The following is a 22,859-nucleotide window of genomic DNA, read 5'->3' on the forward strand; positions in this document are numbered from 1 at the left end:
GAGGACAAGCCCTCGGCCTATTAGTACCAGTCAGCTCCACCCCTTACAGGGCTTCCACATCTGGCCTATCAACCCAGTCGTCTACTGGGAGCCTTAACCAATCAAGTTGGTGGGAATACTCATCTCGAAGCAGGCTTCCCGCTTAGATGCTTTCAGCGGTTATCCTTTCCGAACGTAGCCAACCAGCCATGCCCTTGGCAGGACAACTGGCACACCAGAGGTTCGTCCGTCCCGGTCCTCTCGTACTAGGGACAGCCCTTCTCAATATTCCTACGCGCGCAGCGGATAGGGACCGAACTGTCTCACGACGTTCTAAACCCAGCTCGCGTACCGCTTTAATGGGCGAACAGCCCAACCCTTGGGACCGACTCCAGCCCCAGGATGCGACGAGCCGACATCGAGGTGCCAAACCATCCCGTCGATATGGACTCTTGGGGAAGATCAGCCTGTTATCCCCGGGGTACCTTTTATCCGTTGAGCGACAGCGCTTCCACAAGCCACTGCCGGATCACTAGTCCCGACTTTCGTCCCTGCTCGACCCGTCGGTCTCACAGTCAAGCTCCCTTGTGCACTTACACTCAACACCTGATTGCCAACCAGGCTGAGGGAACCTTTGGGCGCCTCCGTTACTCTTTAGGAGGCAACCGCCCCAGTTAAACTACCCATCAGACACTGTCCCTGATCCGGATCACGGACCCAGGTTAGACATCCAGCACGACCAGAGTGGTATTTCAACGACGACTCCACAACCACTGGCGTGGCCGCTTCAAAGTCTCCCACCTATCCTACACAAGCCGAACCGAACACCAATATCAAACTATAGTAAAGGTCCCGGGGTCTTTCCGTCCTGCTGCGCGAAACGAGCATCTTTACTCGTAGTGCAATTTCACCGGGCCTATGGTTGAGACAGTCGAGAAGTCGTTACGCCATTCGTGCAGGTCGGAACTTACCCGACAAGGAATTTCGCTACCTTAGGATGGTTATAGTTACCACCGCCGTTTACTGGCGCTTAAGTTCTCAGCTTCGCACACCCGAAAGTGCACTAACCGGTCCCCTTAACGTTCCAGCACCGGGCAGGCGTCAGTCCGTATACATCGCCTTACGGCTTCGCACGGACCTGTGTTTTTAGTAAACAGTCGCTTCTCGCTGGTCTCTGCGGCCACCCCCAGCTCACCGAGTAAATCGGATCACCAGTGATGGCCCCCCTTCTCCCGAAGTTACGGGGGCATTTTGCCGAGTTCCTTAACCATAGTTCACCCGAACGCCTCGGTATTCTCTACCTGACCACCTGAGTCGGTTTAGGGTACGGGCCGCCATGAAACTCGCTAGAGGCTTTTCTCGACAGCATAGGATCATCCACTTCACCACAATCGGCTCGGCATCAGGTCTCAGACTTATATGCACGACGGATTTGCCTACCGTGCGTCCTACACCCTTACCCCGGGACAACCACCGCCCGGGCTGGACTACCTTCCTGCGTCACCCCATCGCTTACCTACTACAAGTCTGGTTCATCGGCTCCACCACTACCCTCAACTCCGAAGAGATCGGGCCGGCTTCACGGACTTAGCATCGCCTGATTCAGTACTGGGCGTTTCAAAGCGGGTACCGGAATATCAACCGGTTGTCCATCGACTACGCCTGTCGGCCTCGCCTTAGGTCCCGACTTACCCTGGGCAGATCAGCTTGACCCAGGAACCCTTAGTCAATCGGCGCACACGTTTCTCACGTGTGTATCGCTACTCATGCCTGCATTCTCACTCGTGAACCGTCCACAACTCGCTTCCGCGGCTGCTTCACCCGGCACACGACGCTCCCCTACCCATCCATACTCCCGTTGGGGATATGTGTATGAATGACACGACTTCGGCGGTACGCTTGAGCCCCGCTACATTGTCGGCGCGGAATCACTTGACCAGTGAGCTATTACGCACTCTTTCAAGGGTGGCTGCTTCTAAGCCAACCTCCTGGTTGTCTCTGCGACTCCACATCCTTTCCCACTTAGCGTACGCTTAGGGGCCTTAGTCGATGCTCTGGGCTGTTTCCCTCTCGACCATGGAGCTTATCCCCCACAGTCTCACTGCCGCGCTCTCACTTACCGGCATTCGGAGTTTGGCTAAGGTCAGTAACCCGGTAGGGCCCATCGCCTATCCAGTGCTCTACCTCCGGCAAGAAACACACGACGCTGCACCTAAATGCATTTCGGGGAGAACCAGCTATCACGGAGTTTGATTGGCCTTTCACCCCTAACCACAGGTCATCCCCCAGGTTTTCAACCCTGGTGGGTTCGGTCCTCCACGAAGTCTTACCTCCGCTTCAACCTGCCCATGGCTAGATCACTCCGCTTCGGGTCTAGAGCGTGCAACTCAAACGCCCTGTTCGGACTCGCTTTCGCTACGGCTTCCCCACACGGGTTAACCTCGCTACACACCGCTAACTCGCAGGCTCATTCTTCAAAAGGCACGCAGTCACGACTGCATGTGCAAGCACATACAGCGACGCTCCCACGGCTTGTAGGCACACGGTTTCAGGTACTATTTCACTCCGCTCCCGCGGTACTTTTCACCATTCCCTCACGGTACTATCCGCTATCGGTCACCAGGGAATATTTAGGCTTAGCGGGTGGTCCCGCCAGATTCACACGGGATTTCTCGGGCCCCGTGCTACTTGGGTGATTCTCAAACGAGCCGTTGATGTTTCAGCTACGGGGGTCTTACCCTCTACGCCGGACCTTTCGCATGTCCTTCGCCTACACCAACGGTTTCTGACTCGTCTCACAGCCGGCAGACTATGAAAGAGAACTCCCACAACCCCGCATGCGCAACCCCTGCCGGGTATCACACGCATACGGTTTGGCCTCATCCAGTTTCGCTCGCCACTACTCCCGGAATCACGGTTGTTTTCTCTTCCTGAGGGTACTGAGATGTTTCACTTCCCCTCGTTCCCTCCACACTGCCTATGTGTTCAGCAGCGGGTGACAGCCCATGACGACTGCCGGGTTTCCCCATTCGGAAACCCCCGGATCAAAGCTTGGTTGACAGCTCCCCGGGGACTATCGTGGCCTCCCACGTCCTTCATCGGTTCCTGGTGCCAAGGCATCCACCGTGCGCCCTTAAAAACTTGGCCACAGATGCTCGCGTCCACTGTGCAGTTCTCAAACAACGACCAGCCACCCATCACCCCGTCCGGAGACGAGTTCACTGGGGCCGGATCAGAAGGCTGCCTTACGGCCGTACCCTCAGATACCCAACAACGTGCCCGACACGATCAACCCGATTCCGTTTTCCACGCCGAAGCAGTACTCACGAAACCGTGCTCATCGTGCCGAATAGTCAACGTTCCACCCATGAGCAACCAGCACCGAACATTCGCCGGTGTACTGGCCTCTGACCAAACCGAGGCTTGGTAAGAAGTGCTCCTTAGAAAGGAGGTGATCCAGCCGCACCTTCCGGTACGGCTACCTTGTTACGACTTCGTCCCAATCGCCAGTCCCACCTTCGACAGCTCCCTCCCACAAGGGGTTGGGCCACCGGCTTCGGGTGTTACCGACTTTCGTGACGTGACGGGCGGTGTGTACAAGGCCCGGGAACGTATTCACCGCAGCAATGCTGATCTGCGATTACTAGCAACTCCGACTTCATGGGGTCGAGTTGCAGACCCCAATCCGAACTGAGACCGGCTTTTTGAGATTCGCTCCGCCTCACGGCATCGCAGCTCATTGTACCGGCCATTGTAGCACGTGTGCAGCCCAAGACATAAGGGGCATGATGACTTGACGTCGTCCCCACCTTCCTCCGAGTTGACCCCGGCAGTCTCCTGTGAGTCCCCATCACCCCGAAGGGCATGCTGGCAACACAGAACAAGGGTTGCGCTCGTTGCGGGACTTAACCCAACATCTCACGACACGAGCTGACGACAGCCATGCACCACCTGTATACCGACCACAAGGGGGGCACCATCTCTGATGCTTTCCGGTATATGTCAAGCCTTGGTAAGGTTCTTCGCGTTGCGTCGAATTAAGCCACATGCTCCGCTGCTTGTGCGGGCCCCCGTCAATTCCTTTGAGTTTTAGCCTTGCGGCCGTACTCCCCAGGCGGGGAACTTAATGCGTTAGCTGCGGCACCGACGACGTGGAATGTCGCCAACACCTAGTTCCCAACGTTTACGGCGTGGACTACCAGGGTATCTAATCCTGTTCGCTCCCCACGCTTTCGCTCCTCAGCGTCAGTAATGGCCCAGAGATCCGCCTTCGCCACCGGTGTTCCTCCTGATATCTGCGCATTTCACCGCTACACCAGGAATTCCGATCTCCCCTACCACACTCTAGCTAGCCCGTATCGAATGCAGACCCGGGGTTAAGCCCCGGGCTTTCACATCCGACGTGACAAGCCGCCTACGAGCTCTTTACGCCCAATAATTCCGGACAACGCTTGCGCCCTACGTATTACCGCGGCTGCTGGCACGTAGTTAGCCGGCGCTTCTTCTGCAGGTACCGTCACTTTCGCTTCTTCCCTGCTGAAAGAGGTTTACAACCCGAAGGCCGTCATCCCTCACGCGGCGTCGCTGCATCAGGCTTTCGCCCATTGTGCAATATTCCCCACTGCTGCCTCCCGTAGGAGTCTGGGCCGTGTCTCAGTCCCAGTGTGGCCGGTCGCCCTCTCAGGCCGGCTACCCGTCGTCGCCTTGGTAGGCCATTACCCCACCAACAAGCTGATAGGCCGCGGGCTCATCCTTCACCGCCGGAGCTTTTAACCCCGTCCCATGCGGGACAGAGTGTTATCCGGTATTAGACCCCGTTTCCAGGGCTTGTCCCAGAGTGAAGGGCAGATTGCCCACGTGTTACTCACCCGTTCGCCACTAATCCACCCCGAAAGGCTTCATCGTTCGACTTGCATGTGTTAAGCACGCCGCCAGCGTTCGTCCTGAGCCAGGATCAAACTCTCCGTGAATGTTTACCCGTAATCGGGTGCACACATCACGAGAGCGGAACAACCGGTCGGAATAAGACCCGTTGTTCACAGCGTCCTCGCTGTGTATCGCCTACCGTCACCGAAGTGAACCAGTAGGACTTTTCAAAGGAACCACCAACCTACACCAAGTGCAGGCCGGGGTATCAACATATCTGGCGTTGACTTTTGGCACGCTGTTGAGTTCTCAAGGAACGGACGCTTCCTTCGGTCCCGTTTCACCGGGGCCCTCCGTGCGCTTCCCTTCGTGTTTCTTTGTCTTGCTGTCCTGCGTTTCCGACTCTATCAGACTCTTTCGTGTCCGATTCCCGGTCGAAGCGGGCCGTGCAGTTTCGCTTTCCAGGTTCTTCGCTTTCGCGCTTTCCCTTTCCGGCGGTTCCAACTTTACCAGACTCTTTTTCGTTCCGTTTCCGGTCCGAATTTGAATTCCGGTGGCCTGTGGAGTGGCCTTGCCTTTCGGCGGATCCGACTTTATCAGAGATTCTGAGTCGGAATTCCCGCCCCGGTGGGGTGTCCCCGGCGCACGAGTGCGCGCGGTGCTTCCCGGTCGGGCGGAGCCGTAAACGTACTGGAGCGGGGCGCCCCGATGCAAATCGAGGGGCCCCGCTCCCGTACGGGCTGGTCAGGAGGGTCAGACCTCGACGACGACCGGGAGGATCATCGGGCGCCGGCGGTAGGTGTCGGAGACCCACTTGCCGACGACGCGGCGGACCATCTGCTGGAGCTGGTGGGGCTCCATGACGCCGTCCTGGGCCGACTTGTCCAGGGCTTCCTGGATCTTCGGGGTGACCCCGGTGAACGCGCTGTCGTCGATGCCGGAGCCCCGGGCCTGGATGTGGGGGCCGCCCACGATCTTGCCGGAGGAGCTGTCGACCACGATGAAGACCGAGATGATGCCCTCGTCGCCGAGGATGCGGCGGTCCTTGAGGGAGGTCTCGGTGACGTCGCCGACGGAGAGGCCGTCGACGTACACGTAACCGGCCTGGACCTTGCCGACGATCTTCGCCTTGCCGTCGATCAGGTCGACGACCACGCCGTCCTCGGCGATGACGATGTGGTCCTTGGGCACGCCCGTGAGGGCTCCCAGCTCGGCGTTGGCCCGCAGGTGGCGCCACTCGCCGTGGACCGGCATCAGGTTCTTCGGCTTGCAGATGTTGTAGAAGTACAGCAGCTCGCCGGCCGAGGCGTGGCCCGAGACGTGGACCTTGGCGTTGCCCTTGTGGACGACGTTGGCGCCCCAGCGGGTCAGGCCGTTGATCACGCGGTAGACCGCGTTCTCGTTGCCGGGGATGAGGGACGACGCCAGGATCACCGTGTCGCCGGGGACGATCCGGATCTGGTGGTCGCGGTTGGCCATCCGGGAGAGGGCGGCCATCGGCTCGCCCTGCGAGCCCGTGCAGACCAGCACGACCTCGTCGTCCGGCAGGTCGTCGAGGGCCTTCACGTCGACGACCAGGCCCGCGGGGACCTTCAGGTATCCGAGGTCACGGGCGATGCCCATGTTGCGGACCATCGAGCGGCCGACGAAGGCGACCCTGCGGCCGTACTCGTGGGCGGCGTCCAGGATCTGCTGGATGCGGTGCACGTGGCTGGCGAAGCTCGCCACGATGATGCGCTTCTGCGCGTTGGCGAAGACCGTGCGCAGGACGTTGGAGATGTCCCGCTCGGGCGGTACGAAGCCGGGGACCTCGGCGTTCGTGGAGTCCGAGAGGAGGAGGTCGATGCCCTCCTCGCTGAGACGCGCGAACGCGTGCAGGTCGGTGAGACGGCCGTCCAGCGGGAGCTGGTCCATCTTGAAGTCACCGGTGGCCACGGCCATGCCCGCGGGGGTGCGGATGGCGACCGCGAGGGCGTCCGGGATCGAGTGGTTGACCGCGATGAACTCGCAGTCGAAGACGCCGATGCGCTCGCGCTGGCCCTCGGTGACTTCGAGGGTGTACGGGCGGATGCGGTGCTCCTGGAGCTTCGCCTCGATGAGCGCGAGGGTCAGCTTCGAGCCGATGAGGGGGATGTCCGGCTTCAGGCGCAGGAGGTAGGGCACGCCGCCGATGTGGTCCTCGTGGCCGTGCGTGAGGACGATGCCCTCGATGTCGTCCAGGCGGTCCCGGATCGTGGTGAAGTCCGGCAGGATCAGGTCGATGCCCGGCTGCTCCTCCTCGGGGAAGAGGACGCCGCAGTCGACGATGAGCAGGCGGCCGCCGTACTCGAAGACCGTCATGTTGCGGCCGATCTCGCCCAGGCCGCCGAGCGGGGTGACCCGCAGGGCGCCCTTCGGGAGCTTCGGGGGGGTGCCGAGTTCAGGGTGCGGATGGCTCAAAAGACTCTCCTTAACCACACGCGCCACGTACCGCTGAGGCACGTGGCGCGCATGTCATTCGTGCACTTGCTGTTGTCTTGGGGTCGTGCTCTCGCGAGGTGCCTCGCTCGTTCTCTTCATTCAGTTGTGAAGTCTGTGGTTACAGCTGTACCCCGCCGGCGGCCAGGTCGATCTTGAGCTGGGCCGTCTCCTGGGCGGTGAGTTCCACCAGGGGCAGGCGCAGCGGTCCGGCCGGGAGGCCCTGGAGCGTCAGCGCGGCCTTGGTGGTGATGACGCCCTGGGTGCGGAACATGCCGGTGAAGACCGGGAGCAGCTTCTGGTGGATCTCGGTGGCCTTCTGGACGTCGCCGCCCAGGTGCGCCTCGACCAGGGCCCGCAGGTCCGGGGTGACGACGTGGCCGACGACGGAGACGAAGCCGACCGCGCCGACGGAGAGGAGCGGGAGGTTGAGCATGTCGTCGCCGGAGTACCAGGCGAGGCCGGACTGGGCGATGGCCCAGCTGGCGCGGCCCAGGTCTCCCTTGGCGTCCTTGTTGGCGACGATCCGCGGGTGGTCGGCCAGCCGTACGAGGGTCTCGGTGTCGATCGGGACCCCGCTGCGGCCGGGGATGTCGTACAGCATCACGGGCAGGTCCGTGGAGTCGGCGATGGCCGTGAAGTGACGCAGGAGGCCTTCCTGCGGCGGCTTGTTGTAGTACGGCGTGACGGCGAGGAGCCCGTGGGCGCCGGTGCGCTCGGCGGTGCGGGCCAGGTCGACGCTGTGGCGGGTGTCATTGGTGCCGATGCCGGCGACGACGTGCGCCCGGTCTCCGACCGCTTCGAGCACCGCCCGTACGAGCTGGTCCTTCTCCGCGTCACTGGTCGTCGGGGACTCACCGGTGGTGCCGTTGACGATCAGTCCGTCGTTGCCTGCGTCCACCAGATGGGCGGCGAGCCGCTGGGCGCCGTCGAGGTCGAGAGCGCCGTCCGCCGTGAAGGGCGTGACCATAGCGGTGAGGACCCGCCCGAAGGGGGTCTGCGGAGTGGAGATCGGAGCCATGGGTAACACGCTACTCGCTGCTCAGCGCGTGGTCCCCTCTAGGGGGACCGGGAAAGAGGAGCCCGGCACTGCCTGCTCGGGGGTTCAAGCAGTGCCGGGTCCGTTTGATCAGCCTAGATGAACTTCTCGAAACGCCGCAATACGGACACCGCTTACGGGGCTACTCGTCCATTTTTGTTGAAGGCCGCATGAGTGAGCGGCATCAGCTGCTGCCAGTGGGCTTCCATCTGCTCGCCGACCATCTCGATCTCGCGCTGCGGGAAGGACGGGACCTTCGCCAGCTCGTGCTGGGTGCGCAGGCCGAGGAAGTGCATCAGGGAGCGTGCGTTGCACGTGGCGTACATCGAGGAGAAGAGGCCGACCGGCAGGACCGCGCGGGCCACCTCGCGGGCCACGCCCTCCGCCAGCATCTCCTGGTACGCGGCGTAGGAGGCCCTGTAGGAGTCCTCCATGGCGCGGGTGGTGACGTCGTACTGCTCCTCGGTGCCCTCGACGAACTCGTACTTGCCGGGGCGGCCCTGCTGGACGAGCTTGCGGGAGGTTCCGGGGACGTAGAAGACCGGCTCCAGCTCCCTGTAGCGGCCCGATTCCTCGTTGTACGACCAGCCCACGCGGTGCCGCATGAACTCGCGGAACACGAAGATCGGGGCGCTGATGAAGAAGGTCATCGAGTTGTGCTCGAACGGGCTGCCGTGCCGGTCCCGCATGAGGTAGTTGATCAGACCCTTGGACCGCTCCGGGTCCTTGGTGACCTCTTCCAGCGACTGCTCGCCGGCGGTGGAGACCCGGGCGGCGAACAGCACGTCCGCGTCGCCCGCGGCACTTTTCACCAGCTCGACGGTGACATCGCTGCGGAAATGGGGCTTTGCGGGTTCGGGGGTGTCGGTCACCGGCGGGGGTCCTTCCAGGGGCGGCGCTCGGGGCGGCGACCACTTTACGGGCCGGGTGGGTGACGCATGCACGCGGCGGCGTCGGGCAGCCGTTCGTGGAGTCCGTCCAAGAAGTACGGCGATTCGGGCACCGATCCGGCCGTTCGTACGTCTGACTCATTAGCAGCACCCGCCACTGAGATCAAGGAGAGTTTCCTCATGTTCCGCCGGCGTGAATCCGTCCCGTTCTCGTTCGTCGCCGAGGCCGACCGATTCCGCAGTAATGTCACTCCCCCGCCCTCCCCCCGTGCCAGCGTCCCTGAGCTGCTGGGGCGCTCCCTCGTCGGGCTGACCGTGGTCGCCGGGCTCGTGGGGTCGCTGCTGCTGGGTCTTCCGGCGCTCGACTCCGGGCAGTCCGCCTCGCACGGCAAGCAGTCCGAGGCGTCGCAGGGCCGCTGAGTCACGCCCCGGGCGCGCTGAAGCAGTCCCGGAGGCGCTGAACTACTCGTACGGACCCCCTGGGGTGGTCTGTTCGGGGGCCGCCTCGGTAGCCTCACCGGGCACAGCAATCGAGCGTGCTTGTGAGTGAGGATGAGTCGTGCCCCTGCCCTTTCTGACGGCCGACCGCGCATTCGATGCGAGCGCGGAGGACGTTGCGCTGCCGTTCGACGACCACGACAGCTGGCGGCGGCCCTACCGCCCCGGTCCGTGGCGGGTCGCGGCGGCGGCCGGCCAGCTGCTGCTGGCCTCGTTCGTTCTGCTCGCGGCGATGATCATCGCTTTCGCCGGAGCGCCCTCCGGGGCCCTGGTCTGTCTGCTGCTGGCCGGCGCGCTGATCGGTGCCGCCCTGCGGCTCCTGCGGGTCGGCGCGTGGGTGAGCCGGCACGGTGTGCGGCGCGTGGGGTTCTTCCGGACCACCACGGTGCCGTGGGGGGCCACGGCCTCCGTCCGTACGGTCCAGCAGCCGGTCAAGTGGCTGGGGCTGCCCCGTACGGTGCAGGGCCAGGCGCTGATCGTGGTCCGGCAGAACGGGGAGACGCTGCCGCCGCTGGCCTCCGACCACAACGCGGACTTCCTCGGGCGCGAGGAGGCGTTCGAGCGGGCCACGGATGCGGTGGAGGCCTGGGCGGATGAGTATCGGCACGGGTGAGCCGTTGCCGGTCGGCAGTACGTGAGTGAGCCCGGGGCCGTTGGTCGGTCCCGGGCTCATCTGCGTACGGCGTGAAAGATGTCCTCAAGCGCCGGACGGGCTTGATTCTGCCCTCAAGCGCCGGACGGGCTGGATTGGGGCTTGCTCGCACGCAGCGCGATCGCCCTCTGCATGGCCTTGCGGGCCCGTGGGGTGTCCCTTGCGTCCTGGTAGGCCACCGCCAGCCGGAACCAGGCGCGCCAGTCGTCCGGGGCGTCCTCCGTCTCCTCGCGGCGCTTGGTGAAGACCGCGTCGGCGGCGTCCCGGTCGATGCGGCCGGACGGGGTGCGGGCCAGGTCGTCGACCGGGAGGCCGCCCTCCGCGTCCAGCTCGGCGGCGAGCGCGTTGGCGCGGCGGGCGAACTGGGTGTTCTTCCAGAGGAACCAGACGCCGATCACCGGCAGGATCAGCACGGCCACGCCGAACGTGACCGTGAGCAGCGTGCCGTGGCGGATGAGCATCAGGCCGCGGCCGCCGACCAGGACGAAGTAGAAGACCAGGACGGCGGCGGTGACGAAGTAGGTGATCTTTGCGCGCATGGTGGGCTCAGTCAGTTCAGGTCGAGGAAGTGTTCCAGGCCGAACGTGAGGCCGGGAGTGGTCACCACGCGGCGGGTGCCGAGCAGGATGCCCGGCATGAAGCTGCTGTGGTGGAGGGAGTCGTGGCGGATGGTGAGGGTCTCGCCCTCGCCGCCGAGCAGCACTTCCTGGTGGGCCAGCAGTCCGCGGAGGCGGATCGCGTGGACCGGGACGCCGTCGACGTCCGCGCCGCGCGCGCCGTCCAGGGCGGTGGTGGTGGCGTCCGGCTGGGGGGCGCTGCCCGCCTTGGCGCGGGCAGCCGCGATGAGCTGGGCGGTGCGGGTGGCGGTGCCGGAGGGGGCGTCGACCTTGTTGGGGTGGTGGAGCTCGACGACCTCGACGGATTCGAAGTAGCGGGCGGCCTGCTCCGCGAACTTCATGGTCAGGACCGCTCCGATGGAGAAGTTCGGGGCGATGAGGACGCCGGTCTCCGGGGAGTTCTCCAGCCAGGCGGTGAGCTGCGCGAGCCGTTCGTCGGTCCAGCCGGTGGTGCCGACGACGGCGTGGATGCCGTGCCGGACGCAGAAGTCGAGGTTGCCCATCACCGATGCGGGGGTGGTCAGCTCGACGGCGACCTGGGCGCCCGCCTCGGCGAGGGCCTCCAGCTTGTCGCCCCGGCCCAGGGCCGCCACCAGCTCCAGGTCGTCGGCGGCCTCGACGGCCCGTACGGCCTCGGAGCCGATCCGGCCGTTCGCACCGAGAACGGCTACGCGCAGCTTGCTCATCTTCATTCCTTAAGGGGTTAGGAGACCGCTTCGTGGAGACGGTCCGCCTGCTTGTCCTTGAGCGGGCCGATGACCGAGAGCGAGGGCCGGTGGGTGAGGAGCTCGCCCGCCACCTCCCGTACGTCGTCGGGGGTGACCTCCGCGATGCGGGCCAGCATGTCGTCGACCGACATCTGCTCGCCCCAGCACAGCTCGCTCTTGCCGATACGGTTCATCAGCGCGCCGGTGTCCTCCAGGCCGAGGACGGTGGAGCCGGAGAGCTGGCCGATGGCGCGGGTGATCTCGTCGTCGTCCAGGCCGTGGGTGGCGACCCGGTCCAGTTCGTCGCGGCAGATCTTCAGGACGTCGTGGACCTGGCTGGGCCGGCAGCCCGCGTAGACGCCGAAGAGGCCGCAGTCGGCGAAGCCCGAGGTGTACGAGTACACGCTGTAGGCCAGTCCACGCTTTTCTCGGACCTCCTGGAAGAGGCGCGAGCTCATACCGCCGCCGAGGGCCGTGTTGAGGACGCCGAGCGCCCAGCGGCGGTCGTCGGTGCGGGCGAGGCCGGGCATGCCGAGGACCACGTGGGCCTGCTCGGTCTTGCGGTTGAGCAGCTCGACCTTGCCGGCGGTGCGCAGGGTGCGGGAGCCCTCTCGGGGCGCCATGGGGACGGCATCCGTACGGGAGAGGGCGCCGGCCTTTTCGAAGGCGCGGCGGACCTGGCGTACGACCGTGGCGTGGTCGACGTTGCCGGCGGCGGCGACGACCAGGTGCGTGGGGTCGTAGTGCTTCTTGTAGAAGCGGGCGATCTGGCCGCGGTTCAGGTCGTTGATCGTGTCGACGGTGCCGAGGACGGGGCGGCCGAGGGGGGTGTCGCCGAGCATGGTGTGCGCGAACAGGTCGTGCACGCAGTCGCCCGGGTCGTCCTCGGTCATCGCGATCTCTTCGAGGATGACGCCGCGCTCGGCGTCGACGTCCTCGGGGGCGATCAGCGAGCCGGTCAGCATGTCGCAGACCACGTCGATGGCGAGCGGCAGGTCGGTGTCCAGGACCCGCGCGTAGTAGCAGGTGTACTCCTTCGCCGTGAAGGCGTTCATCTCGCCGCCAACCGCGTCGATGGCGGAGGAGATGTCGAGGGCGGTGCGCTTGGCGGTGCCCTTGAAGAGGAGGTGTTCGAGGTAGTGGGTCGCGCCGTTCAGAGTGGGCGTCTCGTCGCGTGAACCGACGTTGGCCCAGATGCCGAAGGTGGCGGACCGGACGGAGGGCAGGGTCTCGGTGACGATCCGCAGACCGCCGGGGAGGACGGTGCGGCGGACGGTGCCGATGCCGCCTGTGCCCTTGAGAAGCGTTTGGGTACGGGCGACGGCCCGCGCCTCCGAGGAGGTGCGGGCCGTCGTCGCGGAACTACGGGACGTCACTTGTCGGTGTCGTCCTTCTTCTCGTCTTCTTCACCCTCGATGACGGGGATGAGGGAGAGCTTGCCGCGGGAGTCGATCTCGGCGATCTCGACCTGGACCTTGGCGCCGACGCCGAGCACGTCCTCGACGTTCTCCACGCGCTTGCCACCGGCGAGCTTGCGGATCTGCGAGATGTGCAGCAGGCCGTCCTTGCCCGGCATGAGCGAGACGAACGCGCCGAAGGTGGTCGTCTTGACGACCGTACCCAGGTAGCGCTCGCCGACCTCCGGCATGGTCGGGTTGGCGATGGCGTTGATCGTGGCGCGGGCGGCCTCGGCCTGCGAGCCCTGCTGCGCACCGATGTAGATCGTGCCGTCGTCCTCGATCGTGATGTCGGCGCCGGTGTCCTCCTGGATCTGGTTGATCATCTTGCCCTTGGGGCCGATGACCTCACCGATCTTGTCCACGGGGATCTTGACGGTGATGATCCGCGGGGCGTTCGGGGACATCTCGTCCGGGACGTCGATGGCCTCGTTCATGACGTCCAGGATGTGCAGACGCGCGTCACGGGCCTGCTTCAGCGCGGCGGCCAGGACCGAGGCGGGGATGCCGTCGAGCTTGGTGTCGAGCTGGAGCGCGGTCACGAACTGCTTCGTACCGGCGACCTTGAAGTCCATGTCGCCGAAGGCGTCCTCCGCACCGAGGATGTCGGTGAGGGCGACGTAGTGGGTCTTGCCGTCGATCTCCTGGGAGATCAGGCCCATGGCGATACCGGCGACGGCGGCCTTGAGGGGCACACCGGCGTTCAGCAGGGACATGGTGGAGGCGCAGACCGAGCCCATGGACGTCGAGCCGTTGGAGCCCAGCGCCTCGGAGACCTGGCGGATCGCGTAGGGGAACTCCTCGCGCGACGGCAGCACCGGCACGATGGCGCGCTCGGCGAGCGCTCCGTGGCCGATCTCGCGGCGCTTGGGCGAGCCCACGCGGCCGGTCTCACCGACGGAGTACGGCGGGAAGTTGTAGTTGTGCATGTAGCGCTTGCGGGTCACCGGGGAAAGGGTGTCCAGCTGCTGCTCCATACGGAGCATGTTGAGGGTGGTGACGCCCAGGATCTGGGTCTCGCCACGCTCGAACAGCGCCGAGCCGTGCACGCGCGGGATGGCCTCGACCTCGGCGGCGAGCGTACGGATGTCCGTGACGCCACGGCCGTCGATGCGGACCTTGTCCTTGATGACGCGCTCGCGGACGAGCTGCTTGGTCAGCGAGCGGTACGCGGCGGAGATCTCCTTCTCGCGGCCTTCGAAGGCCGGGAGGAGCTTCTCCGCGGCGAGCTCCTTGACACGGTCCAGCTCGGCCTCGCGGTCCTGCTTGCCGGCGATGGTGAGCGCCTGCTTCAGCTCCGGCGTGACGGCCTTGGCCAGGGCGTCCAGCACGTCGTCCTGGTAGTCCAGGAAGACCGGGAACTCGCCCTCGGGCTTGGCGGCCTTGGACGCCAGGTCCGACTGGGCCTTGCAGAGGGACTTGATGAAGGGCTTCGCGGCTTCCAGACCGGCGGCGACGATCTCCTCGGTGGGAGCCTCGGCGCCGTCCTTGACGAGCTGGATGGTCTTCTCGGTGGCCTCGGCCTCGACCATCATGATCGCGACGTCGCCGTCCTCCAGGACGCGACCGGCGACGACCATGTCGAAGACGGCGTCCTCGAGCTCGGTGTGCGTCGGGAAGGCGACCCACTGGCCCTTGATCAGGGCGACGCGGGTGGCGCCGATCGGGCCGGAGAAGGGCAGGCCCGCGAGCTGGGTGGAGCAGGAGGCGGCGTTGATCGCGACCACGTCGTACAGGTGGTCGGGGTTGAGCGCCATGACCGTCTCGACGATCTGGATCTCGTTGCGCAGGCCCTTCTTGAAGGACGGGCGCAGCGGGCGGTCGATCAGGCGGCAGGTGAGGATCGCGTCCTCGGAGGGCCGGCCCTCACGGCGGAAGAAGGAGCCGGGGATCTTTCCGGCCGCGTACTGCCGCTCCTCGACGTCCACCGTGAGGGGGAAGAAGTCGAGGTTGTCCTTGGGCCGCTTGGAAGCGGTGGTGGCCGACAGCACCATGGTGTCGTCGTCCAGGTACGCGACGGCGGAGCCTGCGGCCTGCTTGGCCAGGCGGCCCGTCTCGAAGCGGATGGTGCGGGTGCCGAAGGTTCCGTTGTCGATGACGGCCTCGGCGTAGTGGGTCTCGTTCTCCACTAGTGATTTCTCCATACTCGTCGTCTTTCGTCCTGCCGCCCGTATGGCGGAGGACGGTGCGGGAGAAGCGCACCGTGTGTGCGGGCCGGTCTTCGATCGAAGCTCCCGGGCATGTTCCCGGGGGCCACTACCGAGGACCGGCGGCGGCGTCGCTGCGCCTCTCCCTCGTGTGCTGCGGTGGTGCGGTGTGACAGGTGGTGCGGTGTTACTGGTGTTCCGGTGTCCAGGTTACTGAGCTTGACACCGGTCGCGCACGTACAGAAAAGGGAGCGGTCCCCTCAGACTCGGGAACCGCTCCCTCTCCACGGCGTACTTACTTGGCGCCGCCGGCCGCACCGCGGCGGATGCCGAGGCGGTCGACCAGCGCACGGAAGCGCTGGATGTCCTTCTTGGCCAGGTACTGCAGGAGGCGGCGACGCTGGCCGACCAGGATCAGCAGACCACGACGGGAGTGGTGGTCGTGCTTGTGCGTCTTGAGGTGCTCCGTCAGGTCCGAGATCCGGCGGGAGAGCATGGCGACCTGGACCTCGGGGGATCCGGTGTCACCCTCCTTCTGGGCGAACTCGGACATGATCTGCTTCTTCGTAGCGGCGTCGAGCGGCACGCGTACTCCTCTTGATGTTCGAAGCGCCCACGAGTGCCCCTGGTCTTGTTCTCAGGGGAGCTTCCGTGACTCGGAGGCGAAGGTCCGATGAGCGCAGTCCCCAGGATGATCCGGAGAGGCGTACACAAACGGCCACTGGACAGACTACCAGCCATTCGGGTCACGCCCGGACGGTGGCCGCCTGAGGTCCGGGGGTCAGCTGGTGAGGGCGCGGATCGAGCGGTAGACGTCGAAGACCGCGAGGCAGAGCGGCAGCAGGGTGAGCAGGACGGCCGTCTCGGCGATCTCCAGGAAGCGGCCCCAGAACGGGGTCACCCCCTTGCGCGGCACGATCAGGCCGATGGCGGTGATCAGGGCCGCGACGCCCGCGACGGCGGCGGCGAGCCACACCGTACGGATGTCCAGGGCGGAGCCGTCGCCCCGCAGCGCGTCGCGCACCAGGGTGAGCGGCGGGTTGAGGGAGAGGCCGAGGCCCAGGAACACGAGGGAGCCGAGGCCCGCGGCGAGGGTGCAGCCGACCTGGGCGGTGTAGCGGAACAGGTGGGCCCGCATCAGCATGGCGACCCCGGTGGCCAGGGCGAGCAGCTGGCCCCAGACGTTGTCCGAGAAGCCGAGCACCGCGGCGGCAGCCACGGCCACCAGGGCGCAGCCGCCGACCAGGCCGAGGAGCAGCTCGTGGCCGCGGCGCGCCTGGGCGGCGATCCGTACGGCGTCGACCGGACCCTGGGGCGCCGGCTCGGCGGTGCCGTAGTCGCCGACGGCGGAGCGGGGCGGTTCGAAGCCGATGGGGAGGCGGGCGAAGCGGGTGGAGAGGCCGGGCAGGAAGGCCAGGGCGCCGACGGCGAAGGGGGCGCAGACGGCGGCGGCCTCGATGGGCGCCAGCTCCGCCGAGATCGCGATGAAGGTGACGACGAGGCCGGTGGCGCTCGCGAAGACGAACGCGACGAACGGTCCGTCGCCGCCGGGTGCGGTGATCATGAGGATGACCGCGACCACCAGCACGGCGGCGCAGGCGAGCAGGAACTGCAGCCGTCCCACGCCCTGGCCCGTGCTGAGCGAGAGCAGCCCGGAACCGGCGACCGCGGCGTTCACCATCGCGCCGGTGCCGAGCGCGATGGACGAAGCCCGGTCGTCGTAGACGCGTGCGCGGACGCAGGCGAGGGCGAGCAGGAGTACGGCGGTGACCGCGGCCAGGATGCCGGGCAGTCCGTGCATGTCGTGCCGGGGGTCGGCGGTCCAGAGCACGAAGGCGAGCAGGGTCAGCAGGACGGACCCGCCGAAGAGGCCGGCGCCGCGCATGAGGGAGTCGCCCCAGAGCGTGCGGTCCTTGGCCACGGCGGTGGCGACGGCGTCGGAGACGTCGTCGAAGACGGCGGGCGGCAGCGACTCGGCGAAGGGCCGCAGGGAGAGCAGCTCGCCGTCGAGGATGCGGTGACCGGCCAGCGTACGGGCGCTGTCCAGGACGGTGCCGTCGCGGCGTACGAGGTGGTAGCCGACGGGGGCGCCGGGGGCGGGGCTCTGTCCGGAGAGCCGGAGGATCTCGGGGTAGAGGTCCGCGACGGGCACGTCCTCGGGCAACGCCACGTCGACCCGGCTGTCGGGTGCGACGACCGTGACCCGGCAGAAGCCCGTGCCGTTGCCGGACGGAACTCCGTGACTCGGCCGGCCGGTCGTGGTGGCTGCCGCTTGGGCCGTCATTGTCACCTGCTGCTCCCCCTGTTTGTCCTGCTGTTCGTCCTGGACTTCGGCGGCGGCGCTCCGAGGTGACCGCGGCCGCTGTTCACGGCTGTTCCGGAACCTCTGTGTGCCGTTCTGGAACTTCTGCCGGAAACACCCCTGAGGGCGGCGGATCCCGCCCCGCGTCCCGAATGACCGTCTTCTTGCGGTAGTTAGCGTTCTTGCGGTAGTTAGCGGATGCGTATACGCATCGCGACACCCTACCGCCAAGCGGCCCCCGCTCCGCCAGTAGGATCCATCCCGCGGATGGAGCCCGTCGCCACGGGGGCGCCGATAGGAACACTTCCGTCCGGCAAGGGAATTGGTGAGCTGTGAGCCAGATCGTCGTCAAGCGCCCACCGCGGGCCCTGCCCTCCGAAGTGCCGGTCGAGCAGGTGCAGTTGCAACCTCCGCCGGAGCTCCCGCGGGGCCAGCAGGAGGGCATGCTCATGCAGCTCCTGCCGATGCTGGGCATGGGTGGTTCGGTCGTCTTCTTCTTCATGACGGACAAACCGATCATGCGGATCATGGGCGTGATCATGATCGCCTCCACGGTGGCCATGGCCATCGCCATGATGGTGCGCTACCGGCGGGGCACCCAGGGCCAGCTCGCGGACATGCGGCGGGACTATCTGAAGTACCTGACGCAGACCCGGCGCACGGTGCTGAAGACGGCGCGCAAGCAGCGTGACGCACAGTTCTATCTGCACCCTTCGCCCGAGCAGCTGTGGGCGCTCGTCGCCGAGGGCAGCCGGGTGTGGGAGCGGCGGGTCGCCGACGCCGACTTCGCGCAGGTGCGCATCGGTCTGGGCAGCCAGGAGCTGGCGACGCCGCTCATCGCCCCCGAGACGGCGCCGGTGGATGAGCTGGAGCCGCTGACGGCCGGGGCGATGCAGCAGTTCCTGACGACGCACTCGACGCTGGACGGCCTGCCGATGGCCGTGTCGCTGCGGGCGTTCTACCACCTGACGATCGGCGGCCACGCGGAGTCCGCGCGTTCCTCGGCGCGGGCGATGGTCGGCGCTCTGGCCTCGCTGCACTCCCCCGAGGACCTGGTGATCGGGATCGCGGCGGGCGCCGAGGCGGCCCCGCAGTGGGAGTGGGCGAAATGGCTCCCCCACGTACAGGACCGGAATGCGACCGACGGGGCCGGCAGCCGGCGTCTGATCACCGGCAGTGTCCTGGAGCTGGAGCAGCAGCTCGCGGCCCGGCTCGACGGCCGCCCCCGCTTCCAGCCCGGCGGTCAGCCGCTCCTGGAGCAGCCGCACATCGTCATCGTCCTGGACGGTGATTCGGTGCCCCCGATGTCGGTGCTCGCCTCGGCCGAGGGGCTGCAGGGCGTGACGGTCATCGAGGTCGTGCCGGGCGAGATGCAGGGGGCACGTGGCGGCCTCTCCGTCGTGGTGCAGCCGCAGTCGTTGCAGCTGGAGTCGGGGCAGGGGCTCGTCTACGAGGGGGTGCCCGACCTGCTGAGTTACGAGGCGGCGGAGGCGCTCGCCCGTCAGCTGGCCCCGCTGCACATGGCGACGGGCGGGGACGACGACGAGCCGCTGCTGGCCAACCTGGAGTTCACGGATCTGCTGAACCTGGGGGACGCGGCCTCCATCGAGGTGAGCCGGACCTGGCGCCCCCGCTCGCAGGCGGAGCGGCTGCGCGTACCGATCGGTGTCGGTGAGGGCGGCGCGCCGGTGATGCTGGACCTCAAGGAGGCGGCGCAGGAGGGGATGGGCCCGCACGGGCTGTGCGTGGGGGCGACGGGTTCCGGAAAGTCGGAGCTGCTGCGCACGCTGGTGCTGGGGCTCGCCGTCACGCACACCTCGGAGACCCTCAACTTCGTCCTCGCGGACTTCAAGGGCGGCGCGACCTTCGCCGGTATGGCGCAGATGCCGCACGTGGCCGCGGTGATCACCAACCTGGCGGACGACCTGACGCTGGTGGACCGCATGGGCGACTCCATCAGCGGTGAGCTCAACCGCCGCCAGGAGATGCTGCGCGACGCGGGCAACTACGCCAACATCCACGACTACGAGAAGGCGCGCGCGGCGGGTGCGCCGCTGCAGCCGATCCCTTCCCTCGTCCTGGTGATCGACGAGTTCAGCGAGCTGCTGACGGCGAAGCCCGACTTCATCGACATGTTCGTGCAGATCGGGCGCATCGGCCGGTCGCTGGGCGTGCATCTGCTGCTGGCCTCGCAGCGCCTGGAGGAGGGGCGGCTGCGCGGCCTGGAGACGTACCTCTCGTACCGCATCGGTCTGCGCACCTTCTCGGCGGCGGAATCCCGGGCGGCGATCGGGGTGCCCGACGCGTACCACCTGCCCAATGTGCCGGGTTCCGGGCTGCTCAAGTTCGGTACGGAGGAGATGGTGCGGTTCAAGGCCGCGTACGTCTCCGGGGTGTACCGGGCGGGGGGTCAGCCGGTCGCGTCCGGGGGGCCGCTGCCGGTGGACCGCCGGCCGGTTCCGTTCACGGCGGCGCCGGTGCCGGTGCGGTACGTGCAGCCGAGCCCGCAGGCCGCGGCCGGGGTGCCGGACCAGCGGGCGGGAGACGACGACGCGCTGGCGGACACGGTGCTGGACGTGATCGTGCGGCGGCTGGAGGGGCGGGGTGCATCGGCCCACCAGGTGTGGCTGCCGCCGCTGGACAACCCGCCGTCGCTGGACGAGATCCTGCCGGGGCTGACGGCCGTACCGGGGCGCGGGCTGACGCAGCCCGGGTTCGAGGGGGCGGGGCGTCTCGTCGTACCGCTGGGCGTGATCGACAAGCCGTTCGAGCAGCGGCGCGACACGTTGTACCGGGACTTCTCCGGGGCGGCGGGCCACATGCAGATCACCGGTGGTCCGCAGTCCGGCAAGTCGACCCTGCTCCGTACGCTCATCGCGGGCTTCGCGCTCACGCACACGCCGCAGGAAGTCCAGTTCTACGGGCTCGACTTCGGCGGTGGCGGCATGTCGTCCATCGCGGGCCTCCCGCACGTCGGCGGGGTCGCCTCGCGGCTGGACCCCGAGCGGGTGCGCCGTACGGTCGCCGAGGTGTACGGCATCCTGTCGCGGCGCGAGGAGTACTTCCGCAGCGCCGGTATCGACTCCATCGCCACCTTCCGCCGGATGCGGGCGCGCGGCGAGATCTCGGTGACGGACCAGCCGTGGGGCGACGTCTTCCTGATCATCGACGGCTGGGGCAACTTCCGTTCGGATTACGAGGCGTTGGAGAACGCCGCCGTGGACATCGCGGCGCGGGGCCTCGGTTACGGCATCCACCTGATCGTCACCGCGTCACGGTCCATGGAGGTCCGGGCCAGCCTGAAGGACCACCTCATGAACCGTCTGGAGCTGCGGCTCGGCGACGTCATGGACTCCGAGCTGGACCGCAAGGTCGCGGTCAACGTACCGGCGGGGGTGCCGGGTCGCGGACTGACACCGGAGAAGCTGCACTTCATGGCGGCTGTGCCGCGGATCGACGGCATCAACTCCGACAGCGACCTCTCCGAGGCGACGGCCGCGATGAACGCGGAGGTCGCCCGCCACTGGACGGCTCCGCCCGCGCCGCAGGTACGCCTGCTGCCGCGCTCCCTGCCGGCCAGCGAACTGCCGGCGGGCTACGCCGCTCCGGAGCGCGGTATCGCCTTCGGCATCGACGAGAACAACCTCGCGCCGGTCTTCGTCGACTTCGACCACGACCCGTTCTTCCTCATCTTCGGCGAGAGCGAGTCCGGCAAGTCCAACCTGCTGCGGCTGATCATCAAGCAGCTCACCGAGCGGTACGACGGCGACACCTGCAAGCTCTTCGTCATCGACAACCGGCGCTCCCTGCTGGACGTGACCCCGGCGTCGCACCTGGCGGAGTACATCCCCATGTCCAACAACATGGACCACCACATGGTCGCGCTGCACGACCTCATGAAGCGCCGCACGCCCTCGGCCGACGTCACGGCCCAGGAACTGCGGGACCGCAGCTGGTGGCGCGGCCCGACGGTCTACGTGATCATCGACGACTTCGACCTGGTCGCCACGTCGAGCGGCAACCCGCTGTCGTCCCTGACGGAGCTGCTGCCGTTCGCCCGCGACGTGGGCGTCCGCTTCATCATCGCCCGCAACACGGCGGGCGCGAGCCGGGCTCTGTACGACTCGTTCCTCCAGCGCATGACGGAGCTGGGCGCGCAGGGCGTGCTGCTGTCGGGCGACCCGATGGAGGGCGACATCCTCGGCGGCGTACGCCCGCGGCCGATGCCGGCGGGGCGGGGCCTGTTCGTCACCCGGCGGCGGGGGAACCCGCTGGTGCAGACGGGGTTGGTGGACGGGGGGCGGTAGGCGGTAGGCGGTAGACGGTCGGCGGTCGGCGGTCGGCGGGGAGGACGCGACGCCGAGTACGTGGAAGGGGGGCGCTGGGTGTCCGGCGCCCCCCTTCCGCATCGCTCTTCATCGCCCCTGATGATGTGCAGCGGACATGCGCCAGGGTGGACACCTCCCGCGCGTGTCCACCCTGATGTGCTGCTGAGCAGCCTGAGCCTGCTTCTCCAGCCGGATCGGCTAGTGGAAGTTGGCCGCCGCACGCTTGTCGCCACTGCGGTAGGCCGTCTCCGCGTCGCGCACGGCGCGGGAGATCTGGGCGAGGTTCTCCTTGATCCCCGTCGCCTGCGTGTCCCAGCGGCCCTGCGCGTCGCGGTAGGCCGTCTTGGCTTCGCCCTCCCACAGCTCCGAGACCGAGGCGATCATGGTCTTGATCGCCCGGAGGTCCTGGTCGAGCTGCTTGGCCTGGCGATCGATCGACGCGGCCGCGAGATCGAGGCTGGCATAAGTGACGACCGTCGTACCGTCGTTGGTGGCCATGTGGTCCTCCTTCAGTCGAGTTACGGAATACGGGTCAGAAGTTGTTCAGGTTCGAGGTACGGGCCGTGGCCGCGGCGTCGCCCGAGTAGCCGTCGACGACGTCGACGCCCTGGAGGGCAGCCTTGATCTCTTCCTCGTTGTTGCCCGAGATCGTACGGGCGGCCTTGATGGCCTCCTGGAAGCGCAGCAGCTCGTTGCCGATGCCGACCATGTTGTTGTTGATCTGAACCTGCTTCTGGTTGAACGCTCCGGCGCCGATACCCTTCCAGGCACCTTCCAGGCTGTCGATCGTCGCGTTCAGCTGCTTGAGCTGACCCTTCACCGACTCGAACCTCTCGGTGAGCTCGCCCTCGAGCCTGAGTAGGGCTGCAGCTGAGACTTTCTGGTCTGCCGACATGGCTTTCCTTTCTTTCCGGTGGATC

At 66.5% G+C, this 22,859-nt stretch carries 14 protein-coding genes and 2 rRNA genes; 3 read left to right on the plus strand and 13 right to left on the minus strand.

Annotated elements, in window-relative coordinates:
* The 5 genes from R2B67_RS07670 to thyX form a co-directional block, all read right to left on the minus strand.
* Nucleotides 1-3,126, minus strand: a 23S ribosomal RNA gene (locus R2B67_RS07670).
* A 297-nt stretch (nt 3,127-3,423) separates the two neighbouring features.
* Nucleotides 3,424-4,949, minus strand: a 16S ribosomal RNA gene (locus tag R2B67_RS07675).
* Together the 16S and 23S rRNA genes form the textbook arrangement of a ribosomal RNA operon.
* Nucleotides 4,950-5,598: 649 nt before the next feature.
* Nucleotides 5,599-7,284, minus strand: a complete 1,686-nt coding sequence (locus R2B67_RS07680) for a ribonuclease J (protein WP_317817075.1) — start codon at nt 7,282-7,284, stop codon at nt 5,599-5,601.
* A 139-nt stretch (nt 7,285-7,423) separates the two neighbouring features.
* Nucleotides 7,424-8,323 (minus strand): 4-hydroxy-tetrahydrodipicolinate synthase, encoded by a 900-nt coding sequence (dapA, locus tag R2B67_RS07685; RefSeq protein ID WP_317817076.1) that lies wholly within the window; start codon nt 8,321-8,323, stop codon nt 7,424-7,426.
* Between the two features lie 152 nt (nt 8,324-8,475).
* Nucleotides 8,476-9,213 (minus strand): FAD-dependent thymidylate synthase, encoded by a 738-nt coding sequence (gene thyX / locus R2B67_RS07690; protein WP_018512716.1) that lies wholly within the window; start codon nt 9,211-9,213, stop codon nt 8,476-8,478.
* 198 nt (nt 9,214-9,411) lie between these two features.
* Here thyX and R2B67_RS07695 point away from each other — a divergent pair, with 198 nt between their 5' ends.
* Entirely contained in the window at nt 9,412-9,651 is a 240-nt protein-coding gene (locus R2B67_RS07695; RefSeq protein WP_018512717.1) for a hypothetical protein, read from the plus strand.
* Nucleotides 9,652-9,790: 139 nt separating this feature from the next.
* Entirely contained in the window at nt 9,791-10,342 is a 552-nt protein-coding gene (locus R2B67_RS07700; protein ID WP_018512718.1) for an SCO5741 family PH domain-containing membrane protein, read from the plus strand.
* Between the two features lie 113 nt (nt 10,343-10,455).
* Here the strand turns inward: R2B67_RS07700 and R2B67_RS07705 are convergent, their stop codons facing one another.
* From R2B67_RS07705 to eccD, 6 genes are all read right to left on the minus strand, one after another.
* A complete protein-coding gene (locus tag R2B67_RS07705; protein ID WP_018512719.1) occupies nt 10,456-10,920 on the minus strand; it encodes a tetratricopeptide repeat protein in 465 nt (154 codons plus the stop codon).
* An 11-nt stretch (nt 10,921-10,931) separates the two neighbouring features.
* Nucleotides 10,932-11,684 (minus strand): 4-hydroxy-tetrahydrodipicolinate reductase, encoded by a 753-nt coding sequence (gene dapB / locus R2B67_RS07710; RefSeq protein ID WP_109979829.1) that lies wholly within the window; start codon nt 11,682-11,684, stop codon nt 10,932-10,934.
* 17 nt (nt 11,685-11,701) lie between these two features.
* Complete coding sequence (locus R2B67_RS07715; RefSeq protein ID WP_317817077.1) at nt 11,702-13,081, minus strand: M16 family metallopeptidase; 1,380 nt, start codon at nt 13,079-13,081, stop codon at nt 11,702-11,704.
* The gene (locus R2B67_RS07720; RefSeq protein WP_317824796.1) at nt 13,078-15,291 is read right to left on the minus strand and encodes a polyribonucleotide nucleotidyltransferase; all 2,214 of its coding nucleotides are present in this window, start codon (nt 15,289-15,291) and stop codon (nt 13,078-13,080) included. The genes R2B67_RS07715 and R2B67_RS07720 overlap by 4 nt, the downstream gene beginning before the upstream one ends.
* Nucleotides 15,292-15,604: 313 nt before the next feature.
* On the minus strand, nt 15,605-15,895 hold the full coding sequence (gene rpsO, locus R2B67_RS07725) for a 30S ribosomal protein S15 (RefSeq protein WP_003965855.1): 291 nt from the start codon (nt 15,893-15,895) through the stop codon (nt 15,605-15,607).
* A 195-nt stretch (nt 15,896-16,090) separates the two neighbouring features.
* On the minus strand, nt 16,091-17,593 hold the full coding sequence (eccD, locus tag R2B67_RS07730; RefSeq protein WP_317817078.1) for a type VII secretion integral membrane protein EccD: 1,503 nt from the start codon (nt 17,591-17,593) through the stop codon (nt 16,091-16,093).
* Between the two features lie 350 nt (nt 17,594-17,943).
* On the opposite strand from eccD, the gene eccCa reads away from it, so the two are divergent.
* Nucleotides 17,944-21,918, plus strand: coding sequence for a type VII secretion protein EccCa (gene eccCa, locus R2B67_RS07735; protein ID WP_317817079.1), 3,975 nt, complete (start codon nt 17,944-17,946; stop codon nt 21,916-21,918).
* A gap of 219 nt (nt 21,919-22,137) precedes the next feature.
* On the opposite strand, the gene R2B67_RS07740 is transcribed toward eccCa, so the two are convergent.
* A complete protein-coding gene (locus R2B67_RS07740; protein WP_018509534.1) occupies nt 22,138-22,437 on the minus strand; it encodes a WXG100 family type VII secretion target in 300 nt (99 codons plus the stop codon).
* Nucleotides 22,438-22,471: 34 nt separating this feature from the next.
* The gene (locus R2B67_RS07745) at nt 22,472-22,834 is read right to left on the minus strand and encodes a WXG100 family type VII secretion target (RefSeq protein ID WP_018509535.1); all 363 of its coding nucleotides are present in this window, start codon (nt 22,832-22,834) and stop codon (nt 22,472-22,474) included.
* Between the last annotated feature and the right edge of the window lie 25 nt (nt 22,835-22,859).

This window comes from Streptomyces cyaneofuscatus, assembly GCF_033109485.1.
Lineage (GTDB): Bacteria > Actinomycetota > Actinomycetes > Streptomycetales > Streptomycetaceae > Streptomyces > Streptomyces cyaneofuscatus.